Source organism: Scytonema hankhaensis NUACC26, from assembly GCF_045865695.1.
Taxonomy (GTDB): domain Bacteria; phylum Cyanobacteriota; class Cyanobacteriia; order Cyanobacteriales; family Nostocaceae; genus Scytonema.
This window is the reverse complement of record NZ_BAACAP010000115.1, coordinates 1-23,693: the sequence shown is the minus strand read 5'-3', so window position 1 is coordinate 23,693 and position 23,693 is coordinate 1. Positions and strand designations below refer to the sequence as shown.

The 23,693-nt window shown below is 42.0% G+C and carries 24 protein-coding genes; 9 read left to right on the top strand and 15 right to left on the bottom strand.

All coding sequences use genetic code 11. From position 1 onward, the window contains the following. From ACKTT2_RS05850 to ACKTT2_RS05815, 8 genes are all read right to left on the bottom strand, one after another. Positions 1-759 (bottom strand): UDP-glucose dehydrogenase family protein (locus tag ACKTT2_RS05850; RefSeq protein WP_407884937.1); only part of this gene is annotated, 759 nt, incomplete at its 3' end. Between the two features lie 108 nt (positions 760-867). Then, positions 868-1,803: a UDP-glucuronic acid decarboxylase family protein gene (locus tag ACKTT2_RS05845; protein ID WP_407884935.1), complete on the bottom strand. Its 936-nt coding sequence runs from the start codon at positions 1,801-1,803 to the stop codon at positions 868-870. 318 nt (positions 1,804-2,121) lie between these two features. Beyond that, positions 2,122-4,266, bottom strand: a complete 2,145-nt coding sequence (locus tag ACKTT2_RS05840; RefSeq protein ID WP_407884933.1) for a cation:proton antiporter domain-containing protein — start codon at positions 4,264-4,266, stop codon at positions 2,122-2,124. Positions 4,267-4,402: 136 nt separating this feature from the next. Further along, positions 4,403-5,059: an HAS-barrel domain-containing protein gene (locus ACKTT2_RS05835; RefSeq protein WP_407884931.1), complete on the bottom strand. Its 657-nt coding sequence runs from the start codon at positions 5,057-5,059 to the stop codon at positions 4,403-4,405. A gap of 164 nt (positions 5,060-5,223) precedes the next feature. Further along, positions 5,224-5,415, bottom strand: a complete 192-nt coding sequence (locus tag ACKTT2_RS05830; RefSeq protein WP_407884939.1) for an NAD(P)H dehydrogenase subunit NdhS — start codon at positions 5,413-5,415, stop codon at positions 5,224-5,226. 108 nt (positions 5,416-5,523) lie between these two features. After that, positions 5,524-6,828, bottom strand: coding sequence for a rod shape-determining protein RodA (gene rodA / locus ACKTT2_RS05825; RefSeq protein WP_407884929.1), 1,305 nt, complete (start codon positions 6,826-6,828; stop codon positions 5,524-5,526). Positions 6,829-6,900: 72 nt separating this feature from the next. Next, positions 6,901-7,971, bottom strand: coding sequence for an Mrp/NBP35 family ATP-binding protein (locus tag ACKTT2_RS05820; protein ID WP_407884927.1), 1,071 nt, complete (start codon positions 7,969-7,971; stop codon positions 6,901-6,903). A 100-nt stretch (positions 7,972-8,071) separates the two neighbouring features. After that, entirely contained in the window at positions 8,072-8,578 is a 507-nt protein-coding gene (locus tag ACKTT2_RS05815) for an SRPBCC family protein (protein WP_407884925.1), read from the bottom strand. 497 nt (positions 8,579-9,075) lie between these two features. Between ACKTT2_RS05815 and hemF the strand changes: the two genes are divergently transcribed. Continuing rightward, entirely contained in the window at positions 9,076-10,116 is a 1,041-nt protein-coding gene (hemF, locus tag ACKTT2_RS05810) for an oxygen-dependent coproporphyrinogen oxidase (RefSeq protein ID WP_407884938.1), read from the top strand. A gap of 324 nt (positions 10,117-10,440) precedes the next feature. After that, positions 10,441-10,809 (top strand): STAS domain-containing protein, encoded by a 369-nt coding sequence (locus ACKTT2_RS05805; RefSeq protein ID WP_407884923.1) that lies wholly within the window; start codon positions 10,441-10,443, stop codon positions 10,807-10,809. Between the two features lie 37 nt (positions 10,810-10,846). Here ACKTT2_RS05805 and ACKTT2_RS05800 read toward each other — a convergent pair whose 3' ends face one another. Beyond that, positions 10,847-11,443 carry a chromophore lyase CpcT/CpeT gene (locus ACKTT2_RS05800; RefSeq protein ID WP_407884921.1) on the bottom strand — a complete coding sequence of 199 codons (597 nt, stop codon included), beginning with the start codon at positions 11,441-11,443 and terminating at the stop codon, positions 10,847-10,849. 127 nt (positions 11,444-11,570) lie between these two features. Between ACKTT2_RS05800 and psb29 the strand changes: the two genes are divergently transcribed. Further along, positions 11,571-12,254, top strand: a complete 684-nt coding sequence (gene psb29, locus ACKTT2_RS05795; RefSeq protein WP_407884919.1) for a photosystem II biogenesis protein Psp29 — start codon at positions 11,571-11,573, stop codon at positions 12,252-12,254. Between the two features lie 301 nt (positions 12,255-12,555). Here the strand turns inward: psb29 and ACKTT2_RS05790 are convergent, their stop codons facing one another. From ACKTT2_RS05790 to tnpA, 4 genes are all read right to left on the bottom strand, one after another. Beyond that, the gene (locus tag ACKTT2_RS05790; RefSeq protein WP_407884917.1) at positions 12,556-12,918 is read right to left on the bottom strand and encodes a phage holin family protein; all 363 of its coding nucleotides are present in this window, start codon (positions 12,916-12,918) and stop codon (positions 12,556-12,558) included. A gap of 196 nt (positions 12,919-13,114) precedes the next feature. Further along, positions 13,115-13,777: an ExbD/TolR family protein gene (locus tag ACKTT2_RS05785; protein ID WP_407884915.1), complete on the bottom strand. Its 663-nt coding sequence runs from the start codon at positions 13,775-13,777 to the stop codon at positions 13,115-13,117. A 32-nt stretch (positions 13,778-13,809) separates the two neighbouring features. Next, complete coding sequence (locus tag ACKTT2_RS05780) at positions 13,810-14,589, bottom strand: MotA/TolQ/ExbB proton channel family protein (RefSeq protein ID WP_407884913.1); 780 nt, start codon at positions 14,587-14,589, stop codon at positions 13,810-13,812. Between the two features lie 195 nt (positions 14,590-14,784). Beyond that, positions 14,785-15,198: an IS200/IS605 family transposase gene (tnpA, locus tag ACKTT2_RS05775; protein WP_407884911.1), complete on the bottom strand. Its 414-nt coding sequence runs from the start codon at positions 15,196-15,198 to the stop codon at positions 14,785-14,787. Between the two features lie 84 nt (positions 15,199-15,282). Here tnpA and ACKTT2_RS05770 point away from each other — a divergent pair, with 84 nt between their 5' ends. From ACKTT2_RS05770 to ACKTT2_RS05760, 3 genes are all read left to right on the top strand, one after another. Then, the gene (locus ACKTT2_RS05770) at positions 15,283-16,647 is read left to right on the top strand and encodes an RNA-guided endonuclease InsQ/TnpB family protein (RefSeq protein ID WP_407884909.1); all 1,365 of its coding nucleotides are present in this window, start codon (positions 15,283-15,285) and stop codon (positions 16,645-16,647) included. A 244-nt stretch (positions 16,648-16,891) separates the two neighbouring features. Continuing rightward, positions 16,892-17,206, top strand: a complete 315-nt coding sequence (locus ACKTT2_RS05765) for a YkvA family protein (protein WP_407884907.1) — start codon at positions 16,892-16,894, stop codon at positions 17,204-17,206. A 150-nt stretch (positions 17,207-17,356) separates the two neighbouring features. Continuing rightward, positions 17,357-18,154 (top strand): nucleotidyltransferase family protein, encoded by a 798-nt coding sequence (locus tag ACKTT2_RS05760; protein ID WP_407884904.1) that lies wholly within the window; start codon positions 17,357-17,359, stop codon positions 18,152-18,154. 42 nt (positions 18,155-18,196) lie between these two features. Here ACKTT2_RS05760 and ACKTT2_RS05755 read toward each other — a convergent pair whose 3' ends face one another. Further along, positions 18,197-19,090, bottom strand: a complete 894-nt coding sequence (locus ACKTT2_RS05755; protein WP_407884903.1) for an RpnC/YadD family protein — start codon at positions 19,088-19,090, stop codon at positions 18,197-18,199. A 575-nt stretch (positions 19,091-19,665) separates the two neighbouring features. On the opposite strand from ACKTT2_RS05755, the gene ACKTT2_RS05750 reads away from it, so the two are divergent. The 3 genes from ACKTT2_RS05750 to ACKTT2_RS05740 are packed head-to-tail and all read left to right on the top strand — an operon-like array spanning position 19,666 to position 20,914. Next, positions 19,666-19,947, top strand: coding sequence for a hypothetical protein (locus tag ACKTT2_RS05750; RefSeq protein ID WP_407884901.1), 282 nt, complete (start codon positions 19,666-19,668; stop codon positions 19,945-19,947). A gap of 21 nt (positions 19,948-19,968) precedes the next feature. Continuing rightward, positions 19,969-20,187 carry a hypothetical protein gene (locus tag ACKTT2_RS05745; RefSeq protein ID WP_407884899.1) on the top strand — a complete coding sequence of 73 codons (219 nt, stop codon included), beginning with the start codon at positions 19,969-19,971 and terminating at the stop codon, positions 20,185-20,187. Continuing rightward, the gene (locus ACKTT2_RS05740; protein WP_407884897.1) at positions 20,162-20,914 is read left to right on the top strand and encodes a hypothetical protein; all 753 of its coding nucleotides are present in this window, start codon (positions 20,162-20,164) and stop codon (positions 20,912-20,914) included. The genes ACKTT2_RS05745 and ACKTT2_RS05740 overlap by 26 nt, the downstream gene beginning before the upstream one ends. A 146-nt stretch (positions 20,915-21,060) precedes the next feature. On the opposite strand, the gene ACKTT2_RS05735 is transcribed toward ACKTT2_RS05740, so the two are convergent. Beyond that, positions 21,061-23,693, bottom strand: a 2,633-nt coding sequence (locus ACKTT2_RS05735; protein WP_407884895.1) for a glycoside hydrolase family 15 protein, incomplete at its 5' end; no start/stop codon positions are given.

Genomic DNA, 23,693 nt, shown 5'->3' with positions numbered 1-23,693 from the left:
TTCGTTAATAAAACTAATCTTGGTTGCTAAGAAAGCGTTAGCGGCATATTTAATCATTTCTGCCGAACTCAAATCTGTTGCCAATACTGGTACGGGAGGTAAAGATTGGTTTTCAGCAAACTTACGCTCAACAATGGGAGCATAGAGTTGCTGCATGAGTGCGATCGCTCTTGGGCTGTTACCTCCCAAAACGATACGGTCTGGATTAAAAGTATCATATACAGCCGAGCCTTCCCGTAGAAACTCTGGGTTGCTCACAACATCAAACTCAGCTGTAATTTCAGGCAATCTCTCTAATTCTGAAGCACCACCTGCGGTGACAAGAGTTTTTTGACGTTCGGCAATGCCATCTAAAACAATCATTCGTACCCAGTCACCAGAACCGATAGGTACTGTAGACTTGTTAACAATAACCTTATAACCACCATTCAAATGAGCGCCAATACCACGAGCTACAGCCTCAACGTAGCGAGTATCGCTTTCACCAGTTGGCAGAGGTGGTGTTCCAACGGCAATAAACAAAACTTCCCCATGAGCAACGCCCGCAGCCAAATCTGTCGTAAATTCAATTTTTTCTGCATTAATGGCAGATTGCATAATTTCTGACAGTCCCGGCTCAAATATAGGTGATTGCCCGGACTTCATAATTTTGACTTTTTCTTCGTTATTGTCTACACAAATAACATCATGACCAATGTGAGCTAAGCAAGCGCCTGTTACTAAACCAACGTAACCAGTACCTATAACACAAACACGCATTTCGTTTTATTCCTCGTTTTATGGGGTAATTGTTTGAAGAAGCTTTCAGAAGAAGTCAAAAGGTTATGGTTTATAGTTCCCAAAGTTAACAGTTTTCTAACTATGGGACTATTGACCATTTTTGATACGCTCGCGAAAATCTTCTACAGTCAGTTTTAACCCCTCTTGTAAAGGAACGCTAGGTTCCCAATTCAACCAAGTTTTTGCTCTCGTAATATCAGGGCGACGACGGCGTGGGTCGTCCGAAGGTAGTGGCTCAAACTGAATTTCTGCGTCAGGGTTAACAAGGTTTTGCACTGCTTGCGCCAACTCTAGAATTGTATACTCATCAGGATTGCCCAAATTGACCGGACCGACGTATTCGTTATTCATGAGACGCATCAGACCGTCTACCAAGTCAGATACATAGCAAAAACTGCGGGTTTGCGAACCCTCTCCATAAACAGTCAAAGGAGTCCTTCGCAATGCTTGAACCACAAAGTTGCTCACCACACGACCGTCATTTTCCAGCATTCGAGGTCCGTAGGTATTAAATATTCTTGCAACTCGGACATCAACTTTATTTTGTCTGTAATAATCAAAAGTCAAAGTTTCAGCAATGCGCTTTCCTTCGTCATAGCAAGAGCGAATTCCAATAGGATTCACGTTACCCCAGTACTCCTCGCTTTGGGGATGAACGTTTGGATCGCCGTAGACTTCACTTGTTGACGCTAACAAAAATCTTGCTTTGACACGCTTAGCCAATCCCAACATATTCAGCGTACCCATAACGTTGGTTTTCACTGTTTTTACCGGATTGTACTGGTAATGTACTGGGGAAGCAGGACAAGCTAGATGGTAGATTTGATCGACTTCCAATCTAATTGGCTCTGTAATATCGTGGCGAATCATCTCAAAATATGGGTGATCCAGCCATTTCAAAATATTACGTTTATGTCCCGTGTAAAAATTATCCAGACAAATGACTTCATGCCCATCACTTATGAGTCTATCGATCAGATGAGACCCAATAAACCCAGCACCGCCCGTTACCAAAATTCTCATAGTTTCCCAGTTACTAAGAAATGTTTGCTTTCTTCGCTTGCGCTTGTACTTAGATTACCCAGGCTTTAAACAAAAATACAGCAGAAGAAATATACGTTATCAACAGAGTTATAGATAGATATAGCTAGTTGCCCCTGGATGAATGCTTGTTATCTCTAGTACTCGCGGCTTTTCACAAGTCATAAAAAAAATAACAAACATTGTCTACCTATTGTTAGTGTTTCAGCTATATTTTACGAAAACTTTATAAAAATAAAGTTTTTTACGTATTTGTCACTGGTCAGGTGGTCACTGGTCAGGTGGTCACTGGTCAGGTGATTACACAACCCCCTCAGACATGGCTGCTGTGGCTGCAGGAACGTCAGCAGGGACAACTGCTGTTTGAATGCGTTGGGGTTCTCCAAGCACTACAATAGAACAGGTGAGTTGATTAGCCAGTTGAGTCGTGACATCACTAATTGCTAACCTGTCCGGGCTAGTACGATTGCGGACAAAAGGCAAGACCACTAAATCAAATAATCTAGCTGCTTGCAAAATTGCTTGAGCGGTATTCTCATGAGCTAAAATTTGAATTTCTGGCGGATTTGGTGTTCCAAGTTTAGATATAGCTAATGAGAGTTGCGATCGCCGCCAAGCAATCTTGTTGGAACTAGTACGACGTTCGCACACGTTTAGCAACGTCACTTGTGCTTGGTTTGCTTCTGCTAAGGTTTGGGCAAACTGTACTGATTGTAATGAAGGTGGCGTTAAATTTTCTAATGGAACTAGAATCCGTTGAATTTTACTAGGTGAATCCACCAAACGAGTGACAGCTACCGGACAATGAGAAGACCATAGAACGTTATCAATGACATTGCCAAACAAACGTGCTTTTAACCCAGTCCGTTTCCCCCAACCCATGACAATCAAACTTGCCTTTTGTTCTCGCGAAGCCCGACTGATTCCTTGAGCAAAAGCATCGTCAATTCGCATCAAGGGTTGAGCTTCTACACCTAAAACTTTACTCAGTGCTGTTGCTTTTGCTAGCAAGCGTTGACTCCGTTGAACCGAGGCTTCCAACTGAGGCGAATCCATATGGGCAAAAGCAGTTGCGATCGCCAGAGGGACTATCTTACCATGTGTTTGTCGTGCCAGCAGTCCCGCCATTTCAATCAGGTGTTGCTGGGTTTGGGGATTGTACACGGGAACAATAATGGTATAGCGATCGTTTCGTTCCTCTGACTTTTGATGAGGAACCATAGCTTTCTGCTCTTTACATAGTGGAGACGTTAACCCAACGGCAGAACGACTTGTTATTAACGGACCTAATATTGAAGTCAGCAGCATCAAAACAATGATACTATTGAGAGTTTGAATATTCAGCAATTTAGCTTCATAACCAACCAACGCTGCTGCCAATGTCGTACCTACTTGAGGTATTGACAACGACCACATTGTAATCGCTTCTTGCCAAGTGTAGCGATAAGTCACTTTTGCTAAAAAAGCCGCAATAAATTTACTTATAATTAAACCGACAACAATCAGAACCGTTAACCATAAATTCTGAAGATTTGCCAACGATAGTAAATCTATCTGCAACCCCAGATTCACAAAGAAGATAGGAATAAATAATACGTTACCAACAAATAATACCTTATCTTTTACTGGACCTTCTCCCAATATTTCATTAACACCTAAACCAGCTAGAAAAGCTGCTACGATCTTATTTACACCAATAATTTGTGCTCCTATAAAAGTCACAAATACAGAAAGCATAACAAATAAAAATTGATGTCCTTCTTCGTCTCCCGAACGGCGGAAAAACTCTTTACCTAACCAATCAAAACCTACTACAACTACAATTGAGTAGACAATTAAAGAACTAATTAACCCAACAAATAAACTATAATTAAAGTCCTCGGTTCTATGAATGACTAAGCAACCCGCTAATACCAGCAAAGCAGCAAGATCGGTAACAATCGTGGCTCCAACAGTAACAGCCACAGCTTCATTATTAACAACACCCAAGCGAGCGAGTTTGGGATATGCAACCAGAGTGTGGGAAGCCAGTAGAGAGCCAATTAAAATAGAAGCATTCCAATCAAAGTTAAAAATTCGTCCTATGGCAGTTCCCACGATTACAGGAACTATAAACGTAAAAAATCCAAATCCCAACGAACGACTTTTTACGCGACGAAATTGTTGTATATCGACTTGTAAACTCGCTACAAATATCAGGTAAACTAACCCAATATCCGAAAGTGAATTTATGAGAGCAGAATCTTTATGCAGAATACTAAAGCCATTCGGTCCGAGAACTAACCCGGCGAGAAGCAATCCTACTAATCCTGGCAATCGCAGCCGTTCAAACAGGATTGGTACAACTAAAATGACTACCAACAGAATAGCAATGGGAACAAAATGTTCCTTGCTAAGAACTTGGACAGCGGGTTCCAAAGCAAGAACTTGTAAGATGAGTTCCATAGGTAGGACGCAGAAATGGCAATAGAGGGCTTCGATTGAGGTGTCTCTTAATTATTAAAACTTAACAAATTGCAAATCAACCCTGAAAAAAATAAAAATTTTTCTGACACGACCCCAACGATTATCTAAGACCTACCTATGGGTGGATTTGACCTAAGATAAATCGCAGGCGATCGTAATCCTCTTTCAGCAGTACACTGAGAGTACGTCCAGCTTTGACAAGCCATTGTCTGTCGGCTTTGCGTAGCTGATATACATCTCTAATAGCTGCTGCAATTAAAGAATCCACTGGCGCACCACTGATAGACAGTAATGTCTGTAAAAAATCTAAGTCTTCGGTGAATTTAATGACTATTTCCGGTTCACAGCGATAAACAGCTTGATGGATTTGAGGTGGACGAGGTGGTAGATATTGATAAATTTTCCCATTGACAAAGCGATCGTTGCCCGGTTGTTCAAACCCCACAATTGCAGCCCGAAACTCAGTTTTGAGCATAGCAAAAATTTGAGGTTGTTCCGATCGCAAATCCTCCAGTGATAAACCCAAAGCCACTGCTCGATGTACCGAATCTATGGGCATAGTTGTCACATGATAGACAACTCCATAAATTTGATTCCTGGACTCTTCATCTAGAGAACGAACCCAGCTACCAAAAGGAGGCATTGAGGGAAAGCTTAAATCCTCTGGTTCCAAACACTGAGCTAAAAACTCGCAAGTTGCCGTTTCTATCACCTCAGCGATATGGTTGGGATGACGATTGCTTCTATCAAACTGTGGTAACGGAAGGCGCATAATCTAGGTCATTGGGCATTGGGCATTGGTCGTTAGTCATTAGTCATTAGTCATTAGTCATTAGTGATTGGTCATCGATCGCTCATCATTTACATAAGGGAAGAATGATAAAGGACAAATAACTGATGACAAACAACAAAGGACAAATGACACTTGACCAATAACTATTTCTTTTTCCGTGCTGTTGTTTCTACAGGTTCTAACTCAGAAAGACGGAATGTCACCAATTTATCCCAATTCCCACCTTCAAATAGAACGGCTACTTTGCCATCGCTCACTCGTTGTACGAGACCTTCGTAGCGATAGTAAGTATCTGTAGGATTCTTAACACGAACAGTTGCTCCAGGCAGAAGAATCATATTGTTAACCCTTACTTGCTCCTACTTCTAGCTTACTACGAGTTCTGGGTCATTGGTCAGGTGGTCACTGGTCACTGGTCAGGTGGTCACTGGTCAGGTGGTCACTTAATACTTTTGTTTTTGCCGGAAATTAGCGACTGACTCCACAAGTCCTAGGGCAATAAAGTTTTTCAGCATAGCAGAACGTCCATAACTCATCCAAGGGAGAGGAATTCCTGCAACAGGCGCTAAACCAACAGTCATGCCGATGTTCACAACCATTTGAAACACGATCATGGATAAAACGCCTATAGCCAGCAAGGAACCAAAGTTATCTTTGGAAGTTTGGGCAATGTGTAGCAGGCGCTGACAAATTACACAAAAGGTCAAGAGAATGACCAAACAGCCAATAAAACCGAATTCTTCACCAACTGCGGAGAAAATAAAGTCTGTGTGTTGTTCGGGAACGAAATTTAACTGAGTCATGGGACCTTTAAAAAGACCCCATCCCCACCATTCACCCGCACCAATGGCAATCCGGGATTGGATGAGGTGATATCCTGCTCCTAAAGGATCGTGTTCCGGGTTGACAAATACGGTTAAACGGTCTTTTTGATACTCTTTTAATACATGATTCCACGCAAATACACCTAATTCCCCACCTAAAAGATTAAGGGATAAAGCACTTATCCCGCCTAGTCCGTATCGACGCCAAGGAAGAGTTAAAAAGCCAAGCAATCCCATGGCAAACGACCATAACAATCCCAAGGGGGTGACACTGAAGTCTCCAAATAACGTAATGGAGAAGGGCCAATGTACGCCGAACAAAATAGCTGCAATAATTGGAGAAACTAACAGTATTAACCAACCTGGGTTAGCGTTTGCCCAATACAACATCCCTAATACGATCGCACCAAATACCAGTGATGTTGCCAAATCTGGCTGTAAAAACACCAATGCCCACGGTACTGCGGTAATTCCTAAAGCTCTAATAACATTATCTAAATTAGAAGCAGTGCGCTTATGTAACATCACTGCTAAGGTGATTATTAAACCTATTTTGGCGAATTCTGAAGGTTGGACGTTAAAGCCAGCAACGCTAATCCATCTTTGAGCACCTTTAGCACTATGACCGACTAACATCACTGCAATTAAGCTAGCATTTGTTATGGCGTATGTTATCCAATGCCACTGAATCAGGTTATCGTAACGGCATCTAGAAATGAAAATGGCTAGGATGAGACCAATACCACCCATTAGCCAATGCCACCACCAGTCCGTAAGACCTTGGTTCAATTCTGTACTGCGGATCATGATACCGCCAAATATAGTGAGTGCAACTGGTAATATAAATAACAACAAATCTACTTGCTGCCAGGGTTTAAACCAATACTTCCAGCGAACTCTGGGAAGCGAACGTTTTAACAACATTGTGGGATTTTAAATATTTTGAATTAATTATTCGGTGTTTCTGCTGCTTCAACCAGACAAATTTTGAGAATTTTAGGTTAGAGCAGCAACTGATACTTTACCCGCAATTGCAAGTGCGATCGTACTTAAAGCTTTAGCACTTGCTGAATCTGGGTCAGCCACAACAATAGGAACACCATTATCGCCACCGACTCTGGTAGAAATTTCCATAGGTACGCATCCTAGTAACGGTACGCCCAATTCAGTTGCAGTTTTAGAACCACCTCCAGAACCAAAAATGTCATACTGTTTATCTGGCATATCTGGTGGAATAAAGTAGCTCATATTTTCTACTATTCCCAAAATTGGCACGTTCATTTGCTGGAACATCCGCAAACCCTTGCGAGCATCCAACAGTGCTACAGTTTGTGGGGTAGTGACAATCACTGCTCCTGCCATTGGAACTGCCTGTGCTAATGTTAGCTGAGCATCCCCTGTTCCCGGAGGCATATCGACAATCAAATAGTCTAACTCTTCCCACTCAACTTGGTAGAGAAACTGACGAATCACGCCATTAAGCATCGGTCCGCGCCAAATAACAGGTTGGTCTCGGTCAATCAAAAATCCCATGGAGACGAGTTTGACACCATGATTAAAAGCTGGTTCTAAAATTTCGCCTTTTGGTGTCGATCTGACAACCATTTCAGCATCACCCAGTCCTAGCATAGTTGGATCGTTCGGTCCATAAATATCAGCATCAAGCAAGCCAACTTTGGCTCCTGTTTGTGCTAACGCAACCGCAACATTAACGGCAACCGTACTTTTACCGACTCCCCCCTTACCGCTAGAAACCGCAATAATATTTTTTACACCTGGAATCCCATTGCGATCGGGCAAGCTTTTTTGTTGAGGCGTTTCTGCTGTCACCTCTACAGAAACATTGGTTACACCCGGTAATTGCTTAACAGCTTTTTGACAATCTTCTACAATAAATTCACGCAAAGGACACGCAGGAGTTGTCAGTACCAAGGTAAAGCTAACCTGACCGCCATCAATTTTGATATTGCGAATCATATTCATTTCTACCAGACTTTTACGAAGTTCTGGATCTTGTACTGGGCGCAAGACTTCTAAAACTGAATGAGAATCAAGCACATCATACATAACGTTTTGTTACCTTAATACCGAACAATTATTATTTTAGGGGATTGGGTATCAGTGACCAGTGACCAGTGACCAGTGACCAATGACCAATGACTAGTTTCTAGAAGTCAAAACAACTATCTTTGATAGATTTTGTTTGTCCTGACAATTCAACCGCTTCAACTAAGGCTCTGGCGACACGATCCGCATAAGGACGGGAAAACGACCAAATCAGAGGCGATAGCCAACCACGTAATGTTACAGAATAAGATAAACAAGTCCCACAAACTGTGGATTCTACTTTGTAAGTGACCCGTTCCTCAACTCCGGGAATAGCTAGCACTCGTATACTCAATAATTCTCTAGGATTAACAATCTCCACAAAAATCCTGATAGGAATGGGAGACAAGCGCGTGACTGCCTGATAAATTAACCCAGGTTTCGGAACTAGTCCATAGGGGACATTAGTACTTTTCAGCAGTGGATGCCAGGAAACATCAGCTATGTCCACCACTTTTTGCCATAATTCATCTACAGAAGCAGAACTGATCTCCCGGTACGTGCGTACTAGAGAAGCGCAAAACAGACGACGTTTGCGATGGACGAATTTGGATAAACAACTGAGCATCTTCCTAATCTTCCTCCTCGCTACACTTAAAAAGGCAGAAGTACGAAGGCAGAGGGCAGAAGGAATCCCTAGGCATAAATATGAGATATTTGATAAATTTGCTACGCATTTTTTCTCCATACTTAAAAGTAGGGGCTTTAGACCATAAGAGCCGATGGCACAGAAAACTTATTTTTATATTAAATTTTACAATTTTGCCTTCTGCCTTCTGCCCTCTGCCCTCTGCCTTTCTTTCGCAACAACTGGTAACTTTGACACAGTACACATCTGTTTTGTCGTTTAACTTCGCATTTAACTTTCTCAAAATCTCCCCATACATAGCAAGCCATCTGAAGGATGAAGTATGAAATACAAAGGGGTTTGTCGAATTGTCGAAACAATACTTAAACTTTACCCAACCACAAATAAGTTGAGAAAAATAAACAAACATACAAGCGAACACGCATTTGAGAGAAAATAACTAAACTGTAGTCATGCCAAACACTTGTAAAGAGTTTATGTTGACCAACGCTAAAATCCCAACTTTGATAGCAGAACCCACACACAACCTGCCAACTGACGCTAAAACCAGAGTCAGTCAGTTCATGAAACAGTTGCAAGACCAAATTTCTCAAACGTTGGTAGAACTCGATGGCATGGGACAATTTCATGAGGACTCTTGGGAACGCCCAGAAGGAGGTGGCGGGAGATCTCGTGTCATGCGTGAGGGTGCAATCTTTGAACAAGGCGGTGTAAATTTTTCAGAAGTTTGGGGGACTCAATTACCGCCCTCGATCGTAGCTCAACGTCCTGAAGCGGAGGGGCATGGTTTTTACGCCACAGGCACTTCCATGGTATTACACCCCCGCAATCCCTATGTGCCGACAGTTCATTTAAATTACCGCTACTTTGAAGCAGGTCCCGTTTGGTGGTTTGGAGGCGGAGCAGACCTTACACCATACTATCCTTTTGCTGAAGATGCAGCTCATTTTCACAAAACAATAAAGCAAGCTTGCGATGCCAATTCTCCGGATTATTATCCGGTGTTCAAGCGTTGGTGTGACGAATATTTCTACTTAAAACACCGTCAAGAGACACGCGGTGTTGGCGGATTATTTTTTGATTACCAAGATGGACGCGGAGCATTGTATCGCGGTCCTCATACAGATAGTGCGGCTGCTGTTTACAGCAACGAAGTTGGAGAATTAGCACCACGCACTTGGGAACAACTGTTTGCTTTCGTACAAGATTGTGGTAGTGCTTTTCTACCATCCTACGTGCCAATTGTGGAAAGACGACACAAGATGGAATATAGCGATCGCCAACGTAATTTTCAACTATATCGCCGAGGAAGGTACGTAGAATTCAATTTGGTGTATGACAGAGGAACAATTTTCGGGCTGCAAACTAATGGACGCACCGAATCAATCCTGATGTCACTTCCACCTTTAGTGCGGTGGGAATACGGCTACCAACCCGAACCCAATTCTCCTGAAGCCGAGTTGTACGAAACATTCCTCAAACCCCAAGATTGGGCAAACTATATCAGTAACCAGTGACCAGTGACCAGTGACCAGTGACCAGTGACCGGTGACCAGTGACCGGTGACTGGATGACTTATTGATTTTTCAGTCCCCAATCGCCAATCGCCAATCGCCAATCCCTAATCCCCATTGCCCCTTATCCCCAGAGGGGGCCCCGAGTTCCCCAATCGCCAATCCCCAATCGCCACTCCCGATTAAGTGAGTTAAACTACTAAAGGTAAGCACCTAGCAAAAATAATGACAGCCAGATCTGTAGCTTTGTCATCTGGTGCTAGAGCCAGCAATAGTCCACTTTACTTGAAATGAGAGGATGATTGAGGAGTGCTAAGGGGAGACTCAGTGATTTACATAGATCAACAAACTTATACAACCCAAGATGGGAATAGAGTTATCGTTCTGACGCCATCAGGACGACTCGATATCACAACAGCTTGGCAATTTCGTCTGAAGTTGCAAGAATGTATTTCCAAACTCAGCCCCCATGTGGTAGTTAATCTCGGTCAGGTCAATTTTATTGATAGTTCCGGGTTAACATCCTTAGTCGCTGGAATGCGCGATGCTGATAAAGTCAAAGGCAGTTTTCGGATTTGTAATGTCCATCCAGAAGCCAAACTCGTGTTTGAAGTCACGATGATGGATACTGTGTTTGAGATTTTTGAAACCGAAGACGAAGCCTTAGAAGGTATACCTCGTAGCATTGCCAGCTAAAACTTGAATTTTCAATGCTCAATTCCCAATTCCCAAATTAATACTGTTCTCGCTTGGTATAGCGATAAGGTCCTAAAATTGCACCCCAAGTCGCTTTTCCAGTTATCGGGTCGATACCTTTGTCAAAGCTCATAAAATTATCTTGAGTCGATTCAAAGCCCAAAGAAACTTGTACGGTACTGCTACCATACGTAAAACTGCAAAGAGTGTTTGTTGGTGGAGTAGCAGCAAACTTGTAGCTGTCAGGGGCTAAAGCCTCTTGGTTGACATCAAGTACGCAACTTGGTAGCAATTCTAATTGGTCAAGCGTTAGTGTATTTAATAAATCGGAGTTACAACCAGCACCTAGTATAGCGCTAGGATTCTTAGGCATATAATATTGCACTTTTATGGGTACGCGATCGCTTTGTCCTTCGGTAAGACGTAAAATTCGCTGACGGTAAGGCTTTTCAAGTTGGACAATATTGGCTTGTTCGGCAAAAATAGTCACGCTATCTTCTTGAAAAAGAGGTACTCTTCTGTGCCACAGGCGTAAATGAACGTACCAGGCGGGATCTGCCAAAGCTTGTTCTCGATTATCAAATTCACCAACAAGGTAACGAGCAAGAGTCAGGAGTTGTTGCGAGAGAACCATAGTGTGTAGAAGCAAACAGGTATCGATCCCGAATTTTAGACGAGTTTGATACAAAGAGAAACCCGAACTTGGCAAAGTTACCCTAAAGCGAGACAATAAAAATACGTCGCCCTTATATTTATGATTTGTGAATAACGTCCGTACTGTCTCTGATACTAAGCGAACTTTCTATAACCTTCATACCCGCCCGGTAAACACTATCTACCGTCGGGTTGTGGAGGAGTTAATGGTGGAAATGCATTTGCTGTCGGTCAATGTAGATTTTGGCTACGAACCAATTTATGCCTTGGGCGTCGTCACTGCCTTTGAACGTTTTATGCAAGGCTACCAGCCGGAACGGGATAAGGAGTCGATTTTTAACGCTCTTGTGCGGGCATTAGAAGAAGATCCGCAACGTTACAGACAAGATGCTCAAAGATTACAATCTGTAGCAAAAAGCTTACCATCTTCAGAATTAATTGCGTGGTTAAGTCAACAAACGCATTTAGACAGAGATGCTGAGCTTCAGTCCTCACTGCAAGCAATTTCTCAAAACCCAGCCTTTAAGTACAATCGCTTGTTTGCGATTGGAATTTTTTCTTTACTAGAATTATCAGATCCAGAACTTGTAAAAGACCAAAAGCAACTCACTGAAGCACTGAAAAAAATTGCTGATGGATTGCATTTATCTGATGACAAACTGAGTAAAGATCTGGAGATCTACCGTTCTAATTTAGAAAAGGTGTCTCAGGCAATAGCAGTTATGTCCGATTTGCTCTCAGCAGATCGCAAAAGACGAGAGCAAAGAAGTCAGCAGTCTAGTGCTAGTTAGTCGTTAATGGTTGGTAGGGGCGCAATGCCCTATGCCCCTATAGTAATTAGTAGCTAAGAGGATGTTGGTAAAGTCACCGTTGGGAGCGCGATCCCCCCTAGCCCACGCCAGTCGCCTACGGAGGGAGACCCTCCTGCAGCGCTGGCTCCCCTTAAAAAGGGGGGAAATACTCTTAAAAGTCCCCCTTTTTAAGGGGGATTTAGGGGGATCTTGAACGTTTTGCTACTGATGAAAGGACTTTTAAAACATCCTCTAAGAATAAACAACAACCAACGACTAACAACCAACAACTAGCAAATGGTTAAAACCCTAATAAATGGTAGATTAAGCTACTTAAGATAGAGAGCGTGAGAGCACCCAAAATAGCGCTTCCTGCACCGTAACGCAAGCGGAAACCTTGTACTAACCAAGCTGCAATCCCAAAACTGACAACAGAGATAATAAATGTGAAGAAGCTGGATAACAAATTAAAAGTCAAAAAATTGGGAACGGCAAATACAAGACGTAAAATTGGTCTGACAACTGCTGTTATAATTCCCAAAACAGCGGCGGAAAGAAAAGCTTTTTCTGGTGAGTCAATTTCGACTCCAAATGGCAGTTTGCTAACAACAAATAAGCCAATGGCTGTTACTAACCAAACTAATAATAATGCCCCGATATTCATGACCATAACCTCTTATCAAAGATAACTGGTGAATCTCATCACAAAGGATTTCGATCTATTGCTTAACAAAGCTTGACATAAAACCAATAAGTTGTAAGTTAGCAGAAATCTTTCTTGACACCTCGTTCCTAGGCTCAGCCTGGGAACGAGAGGACAAGAGTGAAATATGTGAAGCTGAAGCATACTGTACTCAGTCTTACCTGTTTGGAGCAGGATTCGGTTTTCCACCTGCTGGTACTTGAGGTAAGGAAGGAGAATTTCCTAATGGATTTACAGGAGTAGTCCCTTGTCCGGGAGGAATTTGATTGGGTGCAGGTGGAGGATTGAAGAGATTTGGAGGAACGGTATTTGGTAAAGGTGCTCCTCCTGGTGCATTAGGATTATTTGGGAAAGAGGGAGAAGCAGGTAAAGAGGGGTCTGTCGTTTGCCCTGAAGAACCAGGAATGATTCCCAACGAAACGCGATCGCCTCCCACAGATCGCAACAAATCTAACATTTCGATCACATCATTATAAGTTGCAGACCGAGAGGCATTCAGCACAAAAACACCTTTAGGGTTCTTTTTGATATAGTCCTCTAAAGCAGACTTGAGTTGTTCCCGATTAATTGGCTGTTTTTCCACATAAGTTTGACCAACAGCATCAATAGTCACGGGTAATATATCTCGTCCTGCTTGTGACACGACACCAGCAGCAGAAGTACCCGTTTTAGCTTTAGGTAAATCGATATTAATTGCCTGCTGTCGAGTAAACTGCAAAGCAGCCAAAATAAAGAATGTCAAAATACAAAAAATGACATCAATGAGGGGAAGAATCTGAATTTGAGCTTCTTCTACCGGGCTTTGTAAGTTAATTTTCATCTTATAAATCTCTGGCTTATCAAGGCTATTTCTCAGCTATCAGTTGGTTCTGGTAGATCGGACTCTGGAGGTGGTTCGGGAGTTTCAGTCAACCGACCTCTACCTTTTCTTCGCTGTGAGTTCGCGCTATCTTGAGAATCTCGAAATATACTTTGAGGTAATGCCAGAGGGTCAGGTGTAACTTCTGTGTAGTTGGGAGGTGACAGACGATACAGCAACTCTAATTCATTACCTGCTTTATGAAAAATCTTGATTTGGTTGACAACAAGACCTTGGAAAAGACGATAAAACACTAAAGTTGATGTGGCAACAATCAAACCAAATGCCGTACTAATAAGTGCTTGACCAATACCTGCGGGTACATTCGCTGTAGCTTCGGTACCCAAATCGCCAATTCGTAAATCGCCAAGAGAGCGAATCAACCCCAAAACCGTACCTAATAATCCTAATAATGGAGCTAGAGCAATTACAGCCTCCAACATTTTTTCTCCCCGTCGCATCTCAGCCAATTCATCTTCAGCTGTTGCTTCTAAAGCTAGTCGAAAAGTTTCCGGATCGTTTTTCAGAAAACGCAAGGGGGCATAGAGAAACCGCCCTATGGGTCGATCAGTTCTCCGTTTGGCAAGTTCACGTGCTGTTCCCCAATCGGTTTGGGCTGCATCCAAGATGCGCTCTACGATTTGCTTTTCTTGGTTTAATATCCGCAACCAAAACCACAAACGCTCGAAAATGACACTTAAAGATAGAATCGATAGGGCAAGCAATGGCCACATTGCCGGACCGCCCTTTTTAAACAGATCTAAGATATCCACTGTTTTCGCTTCCTCCATCCAAAGATAATGTTTCTACCTCAAAGCACTTTTATTTTAGAGATATAATGTACAACTTCAATAACTTGTTGTTAACAATTTCGCGGAATTCCCCATCCGCCATGTGGTGGGGATGGTGTGCTGTAAAATTATGGGGTTCGTTCGCGTAGCGTCTCCGAAGGAGTTTGCCCCATAATTTTACTCTCTCCCCCCTGATTGGTTTTGAATGTATTGTTTGACTGTTTCTAGAGGAGCACCACCGCAAGACACGATACACTTAGAGTCGTGCCAAAGTTTAGCTTTACCCCAGTAGTATTTATCAATAACAGGTTTATATTTTTCTCGTAGTATCCGACTACTGGCTGATTTTAGAGATGCTACTAAGTCAGAAATATTGTTATCTGGGTGTAGGTCAATTAATAGGTGAACATGATCTGGTTCACCATTACAGTCTTCAAGTTTAGAATTATTTGCTATCAGTACTCTTTCAAAAACCTCTTTCATATCCGCAATCATCTGTGATGTAAATACTTTCCGCCTGTATTTAGTAACGAATACTATATGCAAGTGAATAGAGAAAACAACGTGTGAACCGCTCCTTAGCTTTGTCATAAAAATTTCTTGTCATATCTAAAAGTCATGTTATACTAATTTTCGTCAAAAACTTCGAGTCAAGCAAAAGTAAGGAGGTGAGCAATGATGGTAACTAGAAGATATGTATTTCGACTCTATCCGAACAAGGAACAAGAAGATCTGTTGTTCCAAGCCAGACGCGACCACGCATATCTTTACAATGCCTGCATTGCTCACCGTCGCTACGAATGGAGAGCAAATCAAAAAAGCGTTACTTATCTCGAACAACAAAATTGCTTGCCAGAGTTCAAAAAAGAATGGGTAGAGTTTGACTATCTGCATTCTCAGGCAATGCAAGCTACTGTCAAACGTGTTGATTTAGCTTACAATGCCTTTTTCAAAGGACTGCGGAAAAGACCATTATTCAAGTCAATCCACAAATATTCGGGATGGACGTATCCAGCTAAGTCAGGATGGAAAGCTAATACCGAAGGTAAACACGGAAACGTTACCCTTAATGATTTGGGTATCACTATCAGGATGAGAGGAAAAGCTAAGGACTGGGGAATTCCCACAACTTTGACTATATCCTACAAGCCTGGGAAAAATCAGTGGTTCGCATCTTTTACCGTTGATATTGAGGTTGAAGAACCAAAGTTTGGTTCCGAGTCTGACTTAAAATACGAGAAAATTGTAACTTTTGATTTGGGGACAGCCACTGCATTAACTTTGTACGATGGTAAAGAGTTTGCCGAAGTGGAAAATCCTCAATTTACTAAAAAATCTGAAGCTAGAATTAAACATTTGTCAAAAGCTTTGCGTCGCAAACGTGCGCCAAATCATAAGAAAAAAATCAAAGCTTCTAGACGTTGGAAGAAGGGCATATTGCAAGTTTCTAAATTACAAGCTAAGATTGCAAATCAACGCAAAAATTGGCAGCACAAGGTTACATCAGATATTGCTAGTCGTTATGACATCGGTGTAACTGAAGAACTCAATACTAAAGGGATGACGCGCAAAGCGAAGAAGGGTAGCAAGCGCAAAAAGCAAAAAGCTGGACTCAATAAATCCATGCTTTCTGTTGGTTTTGGAGCACTCAATTCACAGATTGCTTACAAAATCGAACAGAAAGGAGGTTTGATGATTGTGCTTCCTACCAAACAAGTTAAGCCGTCGCAACGTTGTCCTAACTGTGGGAAGGTAAACAAGGAATGGGCAAAACTCTCGAATCGACACCACATTTGTGAGTGTGGTTTTGAGGTTGCCCGTGACCGTGGTTCTGCTATGGTTATGTACAACGTAGCGACAAATCAACAAAAGGGGTTTGGAACGAGCCTCTTAGACTGTGGATGTTTCAGCTCTACTTCATCCTCCAAGAAGCGCAAGCGGACTGGCGGGATGAAGCAACTGGGGCAGGCGAAGCGTCGAAAGCTTAGTCAAGTAGGTGACGGGGTTCTTGAAACTCCGTCCGCCTATGCGGCGGAGTAGTTCATTATCAGTTATTAGTGAGTCAGCACAATTAGAGTTAACTAGTGAAGATCGTTATTGGTCAAAAGTCATTAGTAAGGATTTCAAGTATATTTACATTTTGTAATATAGTTAGGTTGATTTCCGCCTAGCTACTTAGTAATCCCATGCTATGTAGCATATTCCAGACCAAGTAGGGCGGTTATTCCTACAGGAAGTTTAGGGCATATCTTGCCAGAATTATAGGTAACTGGAGGACAAAGACATGAACTTTTCTATTCAATCAGTTTACACCTGGTATCGCAGTACACTACGCAATCCTAAATATCGTTGGTGGATTGTGTTAGGAACATTACTTTATGTTGTCAGCCCATTTGATATTGCCCCAGATTTTATTCCGGTTTTGGGAGAACTAGACGATGTAGTCATTCTAACTCTTCTTGTCTCTGAGGTATCCCAAATATTAATTGAAGGTTTCAAAGCTCGTCAGAACAAAGATGGCGTTGAAGCAGCTAGTACTGCCGAAAATTCTACTTCCACCAAAGAAACAATCGATATCGATGCTGTTTCTGTTAAATAGTATCCATTCTGGGGTAAAATTTTCCTAACCCTTCCTTTGATTGATGCTTGGAACGGCATTGCTTGGGGAGGGAAATTTTTTTGTGACTGGACGACAAGGCATTCTCGCTATAGATTATGCAAGGGTATAATCATAAAAATGCGATCGCCCATGAACAAGCGCCAAATTATCGGACTGTTGCCCGCAGGTGGACAAGCAAAGCGAATTTCTCCTTTACCACTGAGTAAGGAGTTATATCCCATTGGCTTTCAAGACTTTGGAATTCAACAGGATTGGCGACCAAAAGTCGTTTCTCAATATCTGCTAGAAAAAATGCAACTAGCAGGTATAGACAAAGCATATTTTATACTACGTCCTGGTAAGTGGGATATTCCGGCATATTTTGGTGATGGCATGACGCTTTCCATGACCTTGGGTTACTTAATAATGGGTTTACCTTATGGAGTCCCTTTCACCTTGGATCAGGCATATCCGTTTATTCAGGATGCCATCATTGCTTTAGGCTTTCCTGATATTATATTTCAACCCGAAGACGCTTTTGCGCGGATACTCTCTCGCTTAGAAATGAGCGGTGCGGATGTTGTTTTAGGATTATTCCCAACAAATCAACCCTCAAAAGCGGGAATGGTTGACTTTGACGATATGGGTAGAGTTCATCTTATAGTCGAAAAACCAAAGCGATCGCATTTGCGTTATATGTGGGGTATTGCAGTATGGACGCCTGGGTTCACCTTATTTTTACACGATTACCTCATACCTCTTAAAGCAAAAAGCAACCTTTTATCACAGCTACCAGAAATACCCATTGGCGATATTATTCAATCTGCTATTGAAAAAGGTTTTCATGTAGAAGCAGAAGCATTTCCTGATGGAACTTATTTAGATATAGGAACACCAGACGATTTAGTCAAAGCAGTGCATAAATTTAGCACTTTCACAAATGGATAAGTACACTAGAGGCGGCTTTGACAAAACCGCCCGTCCCACATTTTATGACAGAAGAAGTTGCTGCAATTGATCTAGGGAGTTTACGGTTTTGACTGCCCGTTGAATGCTCTTTAACTGTTGCAGCTCGGTAATCTGAGAGATTTGTGACATCAATTGTAATCCCTCAGTCCCAAATTTGATTTCTAAATCTAGTTCAATCCCAGATATAATTCCTTTACGTTCCCCACGTGCTTCCCCACGTGCTTCCCCACGTGCTTCCCCACGTACTTCACCCTCTGTTAATATTTGTTGATACCAGGGAGATTCTCTTAAAACCGCCATATCCCACCTCATGATTTGTTGTACTACCGCACTATCTAATACGAAGCTAGCAAAAAATGCTAGCACTGTTTCTAACTGGTTTAATTGCTCGTTGTCGCGCAATTGTCGCAACGCTTGTTGAATTGTCGATTCTTCTGCCCCGCCCTTGAGAATTGGCACAAATGGCAGCAATGCAGGTAGCGGTTGCTCGAACACTATCTCGACATCAACTTCCCAAAGATTAATCACGCGATAGTCTTGTCGAGCTTGTAATCCAGCAAAGCTCGACTCATAACGATTGACAATTGCACTATTGTCTTCTGTGTTTTTGAGAATGTTAATCAGTACGGGATAGACGAGTAAGTTATATTTTTCTTCCGCAAGTGCTGTATAAGCTCGTATCCGCTTTGGCATATTGGACTTGTAGCGCAGTTGTATCTCATTGAGTACGAGAAATTCTCCGAGTTCTGGGCTTTCAACACGAATTAACACATCGTTTTCGCGGCTAATCCACTGAAATTCTGAGTTAAGAATTTCTTTAGTCACGATGTTGGGGAATTGCGTTACCCATTTGACCCAATTGTCAGGTGTCAGACTGATTAACTTCTTGGTGCTGATGTCAGCGGATTTAGGCATGGACAGAACAGATTTGTGGTTTAAGTTACTGAATTGGATATTTTATCAGTAAAAGTGCTGGGAAAATAGGCGAAATTCATTTTTGTCGTAGTTTGAATCTTAACAAGAATTTGTTCAGTATCCATGAAATAACTGCGTTGCTATCTCAAACTCAAAGCTTCCTGACTAACAATCGCGCTTGCTTGGTAGAACAGTCGATGACTCATTTTAGTTATTTATAAGTAAAAATGCGTATGTATTTGTGTAGGGCGGGCAAGACGCTCACCCCACAAAAAACAGTAGGTGCGAGGGGGAGCATCCCAATGCTTGCACTACGCTCTTATCTAACTTCGATCGATTTCCACATTTGGAATGCTCCCAAGCGATCGCTCTGTTTTAGTTTGAGCCTTAGATCGGAGCGCTCGCACCCAGGTAAAAATCGGTAGGTAATTGAGCGGAAGTTACATAAATTCTAAATCTTAAAGTTAAATTTTATACTTTTTAAAAAGTATATTTACAATATAGAAGTAATAAAAAGGACAGATTCTAGTGACTTGAATAGCTTCAAGGCAGTGTAATCTTTGTAATCCAGCGCTATGAACAATTTCTCCGAAATCCAATTAGGGGGACAAGGCGGTAGTGGCGATAAGTTTACTCCTGTCCAACTAGGCAGAGACTTTTTCGATAATCTCGCCCGGTGCCGTGACGATGGAGAGAAGATCCAGCTATTTTTGGAAACAGCCCAAAGACCAGATCTACCGCTAAGGGCTATAGAGGAGTTATTGAACTACCAAGATCAATTATGCCTAGTGGCTCAAAAGTCGAGACATCTGACACGATTTGGGCTAATCTTCTCGCTAACTGATAAATCTTTCTAAAAACTAACTAGAGGTAATTACATGACCCTTTCATCTGATATTGAAGAGTTCCGCTCAATGGTTAGTAGAATTGTTGACCAGCTTGAGGAAATTAATTCATTATCTAGAACGATTCCTGAAACTGAGGTAAATCAGCTTAGTAGAAAATTTTCAGGACTGATGGATAACTTGGCAGAGGTAGACAGACAGGTACGCTCTACTACAGATATGCTTGATGACATTCGTTCGCGTTGGGGCTGAAAATATGACGCTAACCGATGATATGGAGCAATTTCAAAGAAATGTTGCTAAGTTAATGGAGATATTTGAGGAAGTTTATCGGTTGGCAAATAAGCTTTCTGAATGTCCTATAGATGAATTATCCTCACAATTTACTCAACTACAAAATTTATGTGAGCAAGTTCTTGCTCAAACTCGATATACTGCCTATGGTCTTATAGAAATTAATCAAAAGTGGGGTTCTGCCCCTATTAAGTACTATTTAGGCAAGCAACTGAGTACTAGTGATGCGACTGTTGCAACAGTTAAAGTTGAGCATTCCCCCTCGCAATCTACAACGGTGTCGGAGGAAACTACACAGCCACAAGCAGGAGATCTAACAGTTTTGATTGAGTCAGCCAAAGAATTTATAGACCACACAGTAGATGTATCTAAACAATTTCTCAATCAAGCTGTTAAGACTGGCAAAAATTTGCAAACAACTATGATGCTAGCAACATCTCTTACAGGTGTAGCTTTAACACGAACAGTTATATTTGTTGATAAGGTGATTTCCCCATCAATAGAACTCAACAATCGTGTGGCTACTAAACCAGGTATGCCTTTATCAGAAAATTCCTGGTTGGCACTCATCAAAGAAATATCAGATAAAACTGAGGAGTATTTTGGAATGGACAGTGAGCTAGCGGCTGCATACCAGATGCGAAAGGCTCAGGAGGAAGAGGAAAGGGAAAGAAGGCGACAGTAGTTCAGACCAGATATGTAGAGTAAATAGTACACCTCCTTGATAATTTAGTCCTTGCCTTGCGGACTTCGTTTGTATAGCCGCGATTTCCAATCGCTGGGCTAAAAGGGGGTCAGAAACAGTTTACCAAACCCCCCGTATCACAAAAATTAAGCTGCCAAATCTTGACCAAATTCACTCAAGAAGCGGAACGCCTTGACAATATAACTGGCGCACTCTCTAGGAGAAGTGTTGTAAAACGATCGCCACGCACTGGCTTTATCTTCATCATAGCGATCGCGTCTGTCGCGATGATTATCCAACCATGCCAACCGGACAGCGTGACCAATTAACACATCAAGCACTATGTATTCTTCGATTTGCAAGCTGGGATTACTCGATGCGATCGCTGCCAATTCCACTAGTGTCTCAATACATACCTGTCTGTACTCAGGAGCTTCTATTTTATTCAACAGATGCTCGATTTGCAGGGCAAAGTTCTTTTCCCCTGGAGTCATCTCTGACAAAATTTCTTCACTATCTAAACGATTGCGTCGCTCCAATTTATCGCCAATAACCAATCCTTTACAATGTTCCATCACCAACCAAACCTGCTTAAAAAAGTCTTTAGGTACACGCCCGGTTGTTCCTTCTGCTTGACGGAAGCGTCGCCAACCCCCTAGTGGTATATCTTCGACATCATCCACTAAAGTTGGTAGCACTACCCAATCAATATCACTTTCTTTTTGTTTGACGTGTAATGACTCTTGTTGGCGTAATAAATTGCTCATACTGGAGTATTCATACAACACCTGACGCACTCTCGCGATCGCTTCAAAAGGCGAAAGCTGCATTAAGTGTTCGTATGCTTCATCCTGAGTCACATCTAATTCCCGTGCTAATTCACTGGTAATCAATAAAATAATATACCCTACCCTTAGTGTTAGCAGCCCTTGGAAAAGTTCTGGTTCTGCTTTAATCAAAGTACTCAAACAAATGAGAATTTCTTGAGTCAAAACGCGATCGCGGATATCCTCGCGACAAAAGTCATTAATTTTCTCAACAATTTCACTGTGGGACAGTGGAAGCGTGATGAGTGAATCTTCGCTATAAGCCTTACCAACAGCAATTTGCTTGCCACGGACTAAAATACTCGTTACCACATCCGACAAACCTATATCATTCATTTGTCTCAATCCGGCGGCGCGACGGACAACTGCCCAAATTCCCGCATCCCCTGCTTTTGTATACACTTCATCTAACAAATCCCCTACAGTGACAGGACGCCCCGGTCCGCCAAAGCCAGTATCAAACTCCAGCCCTTGCAAACGAGTCAAAGTCTGTAACAACTCAATCTGTTCGTAAAGATTTTCTGAAGATCGCAAAGCAACAAGCAGCAATCCAAGATTTGTTTCGCTCTCCACTTGAAACTCTCGGATATGACTCAACTGCCAGTTTTTCTGTGGATTATACACTAAGTAAGAACAGCGAGGTGTAGCGTTTTGTACTGATGATTGAGAAAACTCAAAATCTTGGAGAACATCAATTCTTTGAGTGGCAGCAGTAAGCATCAACTGATTGAGTCGCCCTAATTTTACCCGAACACCATTACAAACACCGTCCTTTAGTTCTTGCATCAGCGACAGTAATGCTTCACTCCCCGTTTCTAACATGGTGTGAGTTAACATCAAAGTCATTGTAGGACGCCCTAACTCAGTACAGTATTTTTGCATATACGCCAGTTCACTTCTAATCTGATCCACCAAAAAATGGTAATCAAGAGTTAAGTAGAACACCTGAGAGTCCGAAAACGAAGGTAAAAAGACCACCGTTTCACCGCGAATGCGAAAGATTTTAGACGTTGTTAAACTTCTCAGTCGTCGTATTGGACGCCCCGTTAAACCCAATTTATCGTTCCGCCCAATTTGGGTATACATCGCTGAAAGGTCGATGGATTGTCTGATTTGTATTGGTTCTACTTGCTTGGGTGTTTGCGTCTCAATGCCATGAACTGCTAGTTTTGCTTGTAAATCTTCATCTTCTGCAATTAGGGCAATTTGAACTAGAGATTTCTGGTTTTTCCTAATGTACAGATATCTTCCCAAAGGATCGATATTACCAACAGCTATCAATCCCTCACTTAACATTTGACCGAGAAAATATAAACTTTGTGCCCATACAAGGGGAACATTTTCATTCGGTAAACGCAACTGACTGTGAGGTGCTTGCTTTTCTGCTTCTATCGCTTTTTCTGGCACGTAATACAATTCTGGTAACAGACGCAACCCATCTCGCTCGACTAATAAAGGCTCTAAACGCTCTTGATAATATTTAACTTGCTCCTGTTTGCCACGAAACAACCCATCTAAAAAGAGATAGGTAAAAAACAAAGGCCATTCACACTCAATCTTTTCAAACTGTTTGAGTTCAAAAGGTTCGTAATGCAAGCGATGGGTGTCTTCTAAAACTGTTTGGTGTCCATCCCGCAAGAATCGCTTGCAACCGTATTTTCCTTCAAGTTTATTAATAATGTCGTTGTAAGTCCGCTCTCGCAAAGGCTCATCTTCTACTGCAAAAGCTGGAAAACTAATTATGCTAAGTAATGCTGCATCAATTTCTTTTGAAGCCGATTCTCTGGGTAAAAGAGATTCCAGAGTAATCCTAGTGCGGGCGATTTCATCAGGCAAAGCATGAATCACTGATGCTTGGCAACCATCGACGCCAAATAAATCTAACCCGTTAATGGCTTCCAAGGCAGCTTTTGCCATCCCTATCGAACTGGCATTTAATTCAGCATTACCGT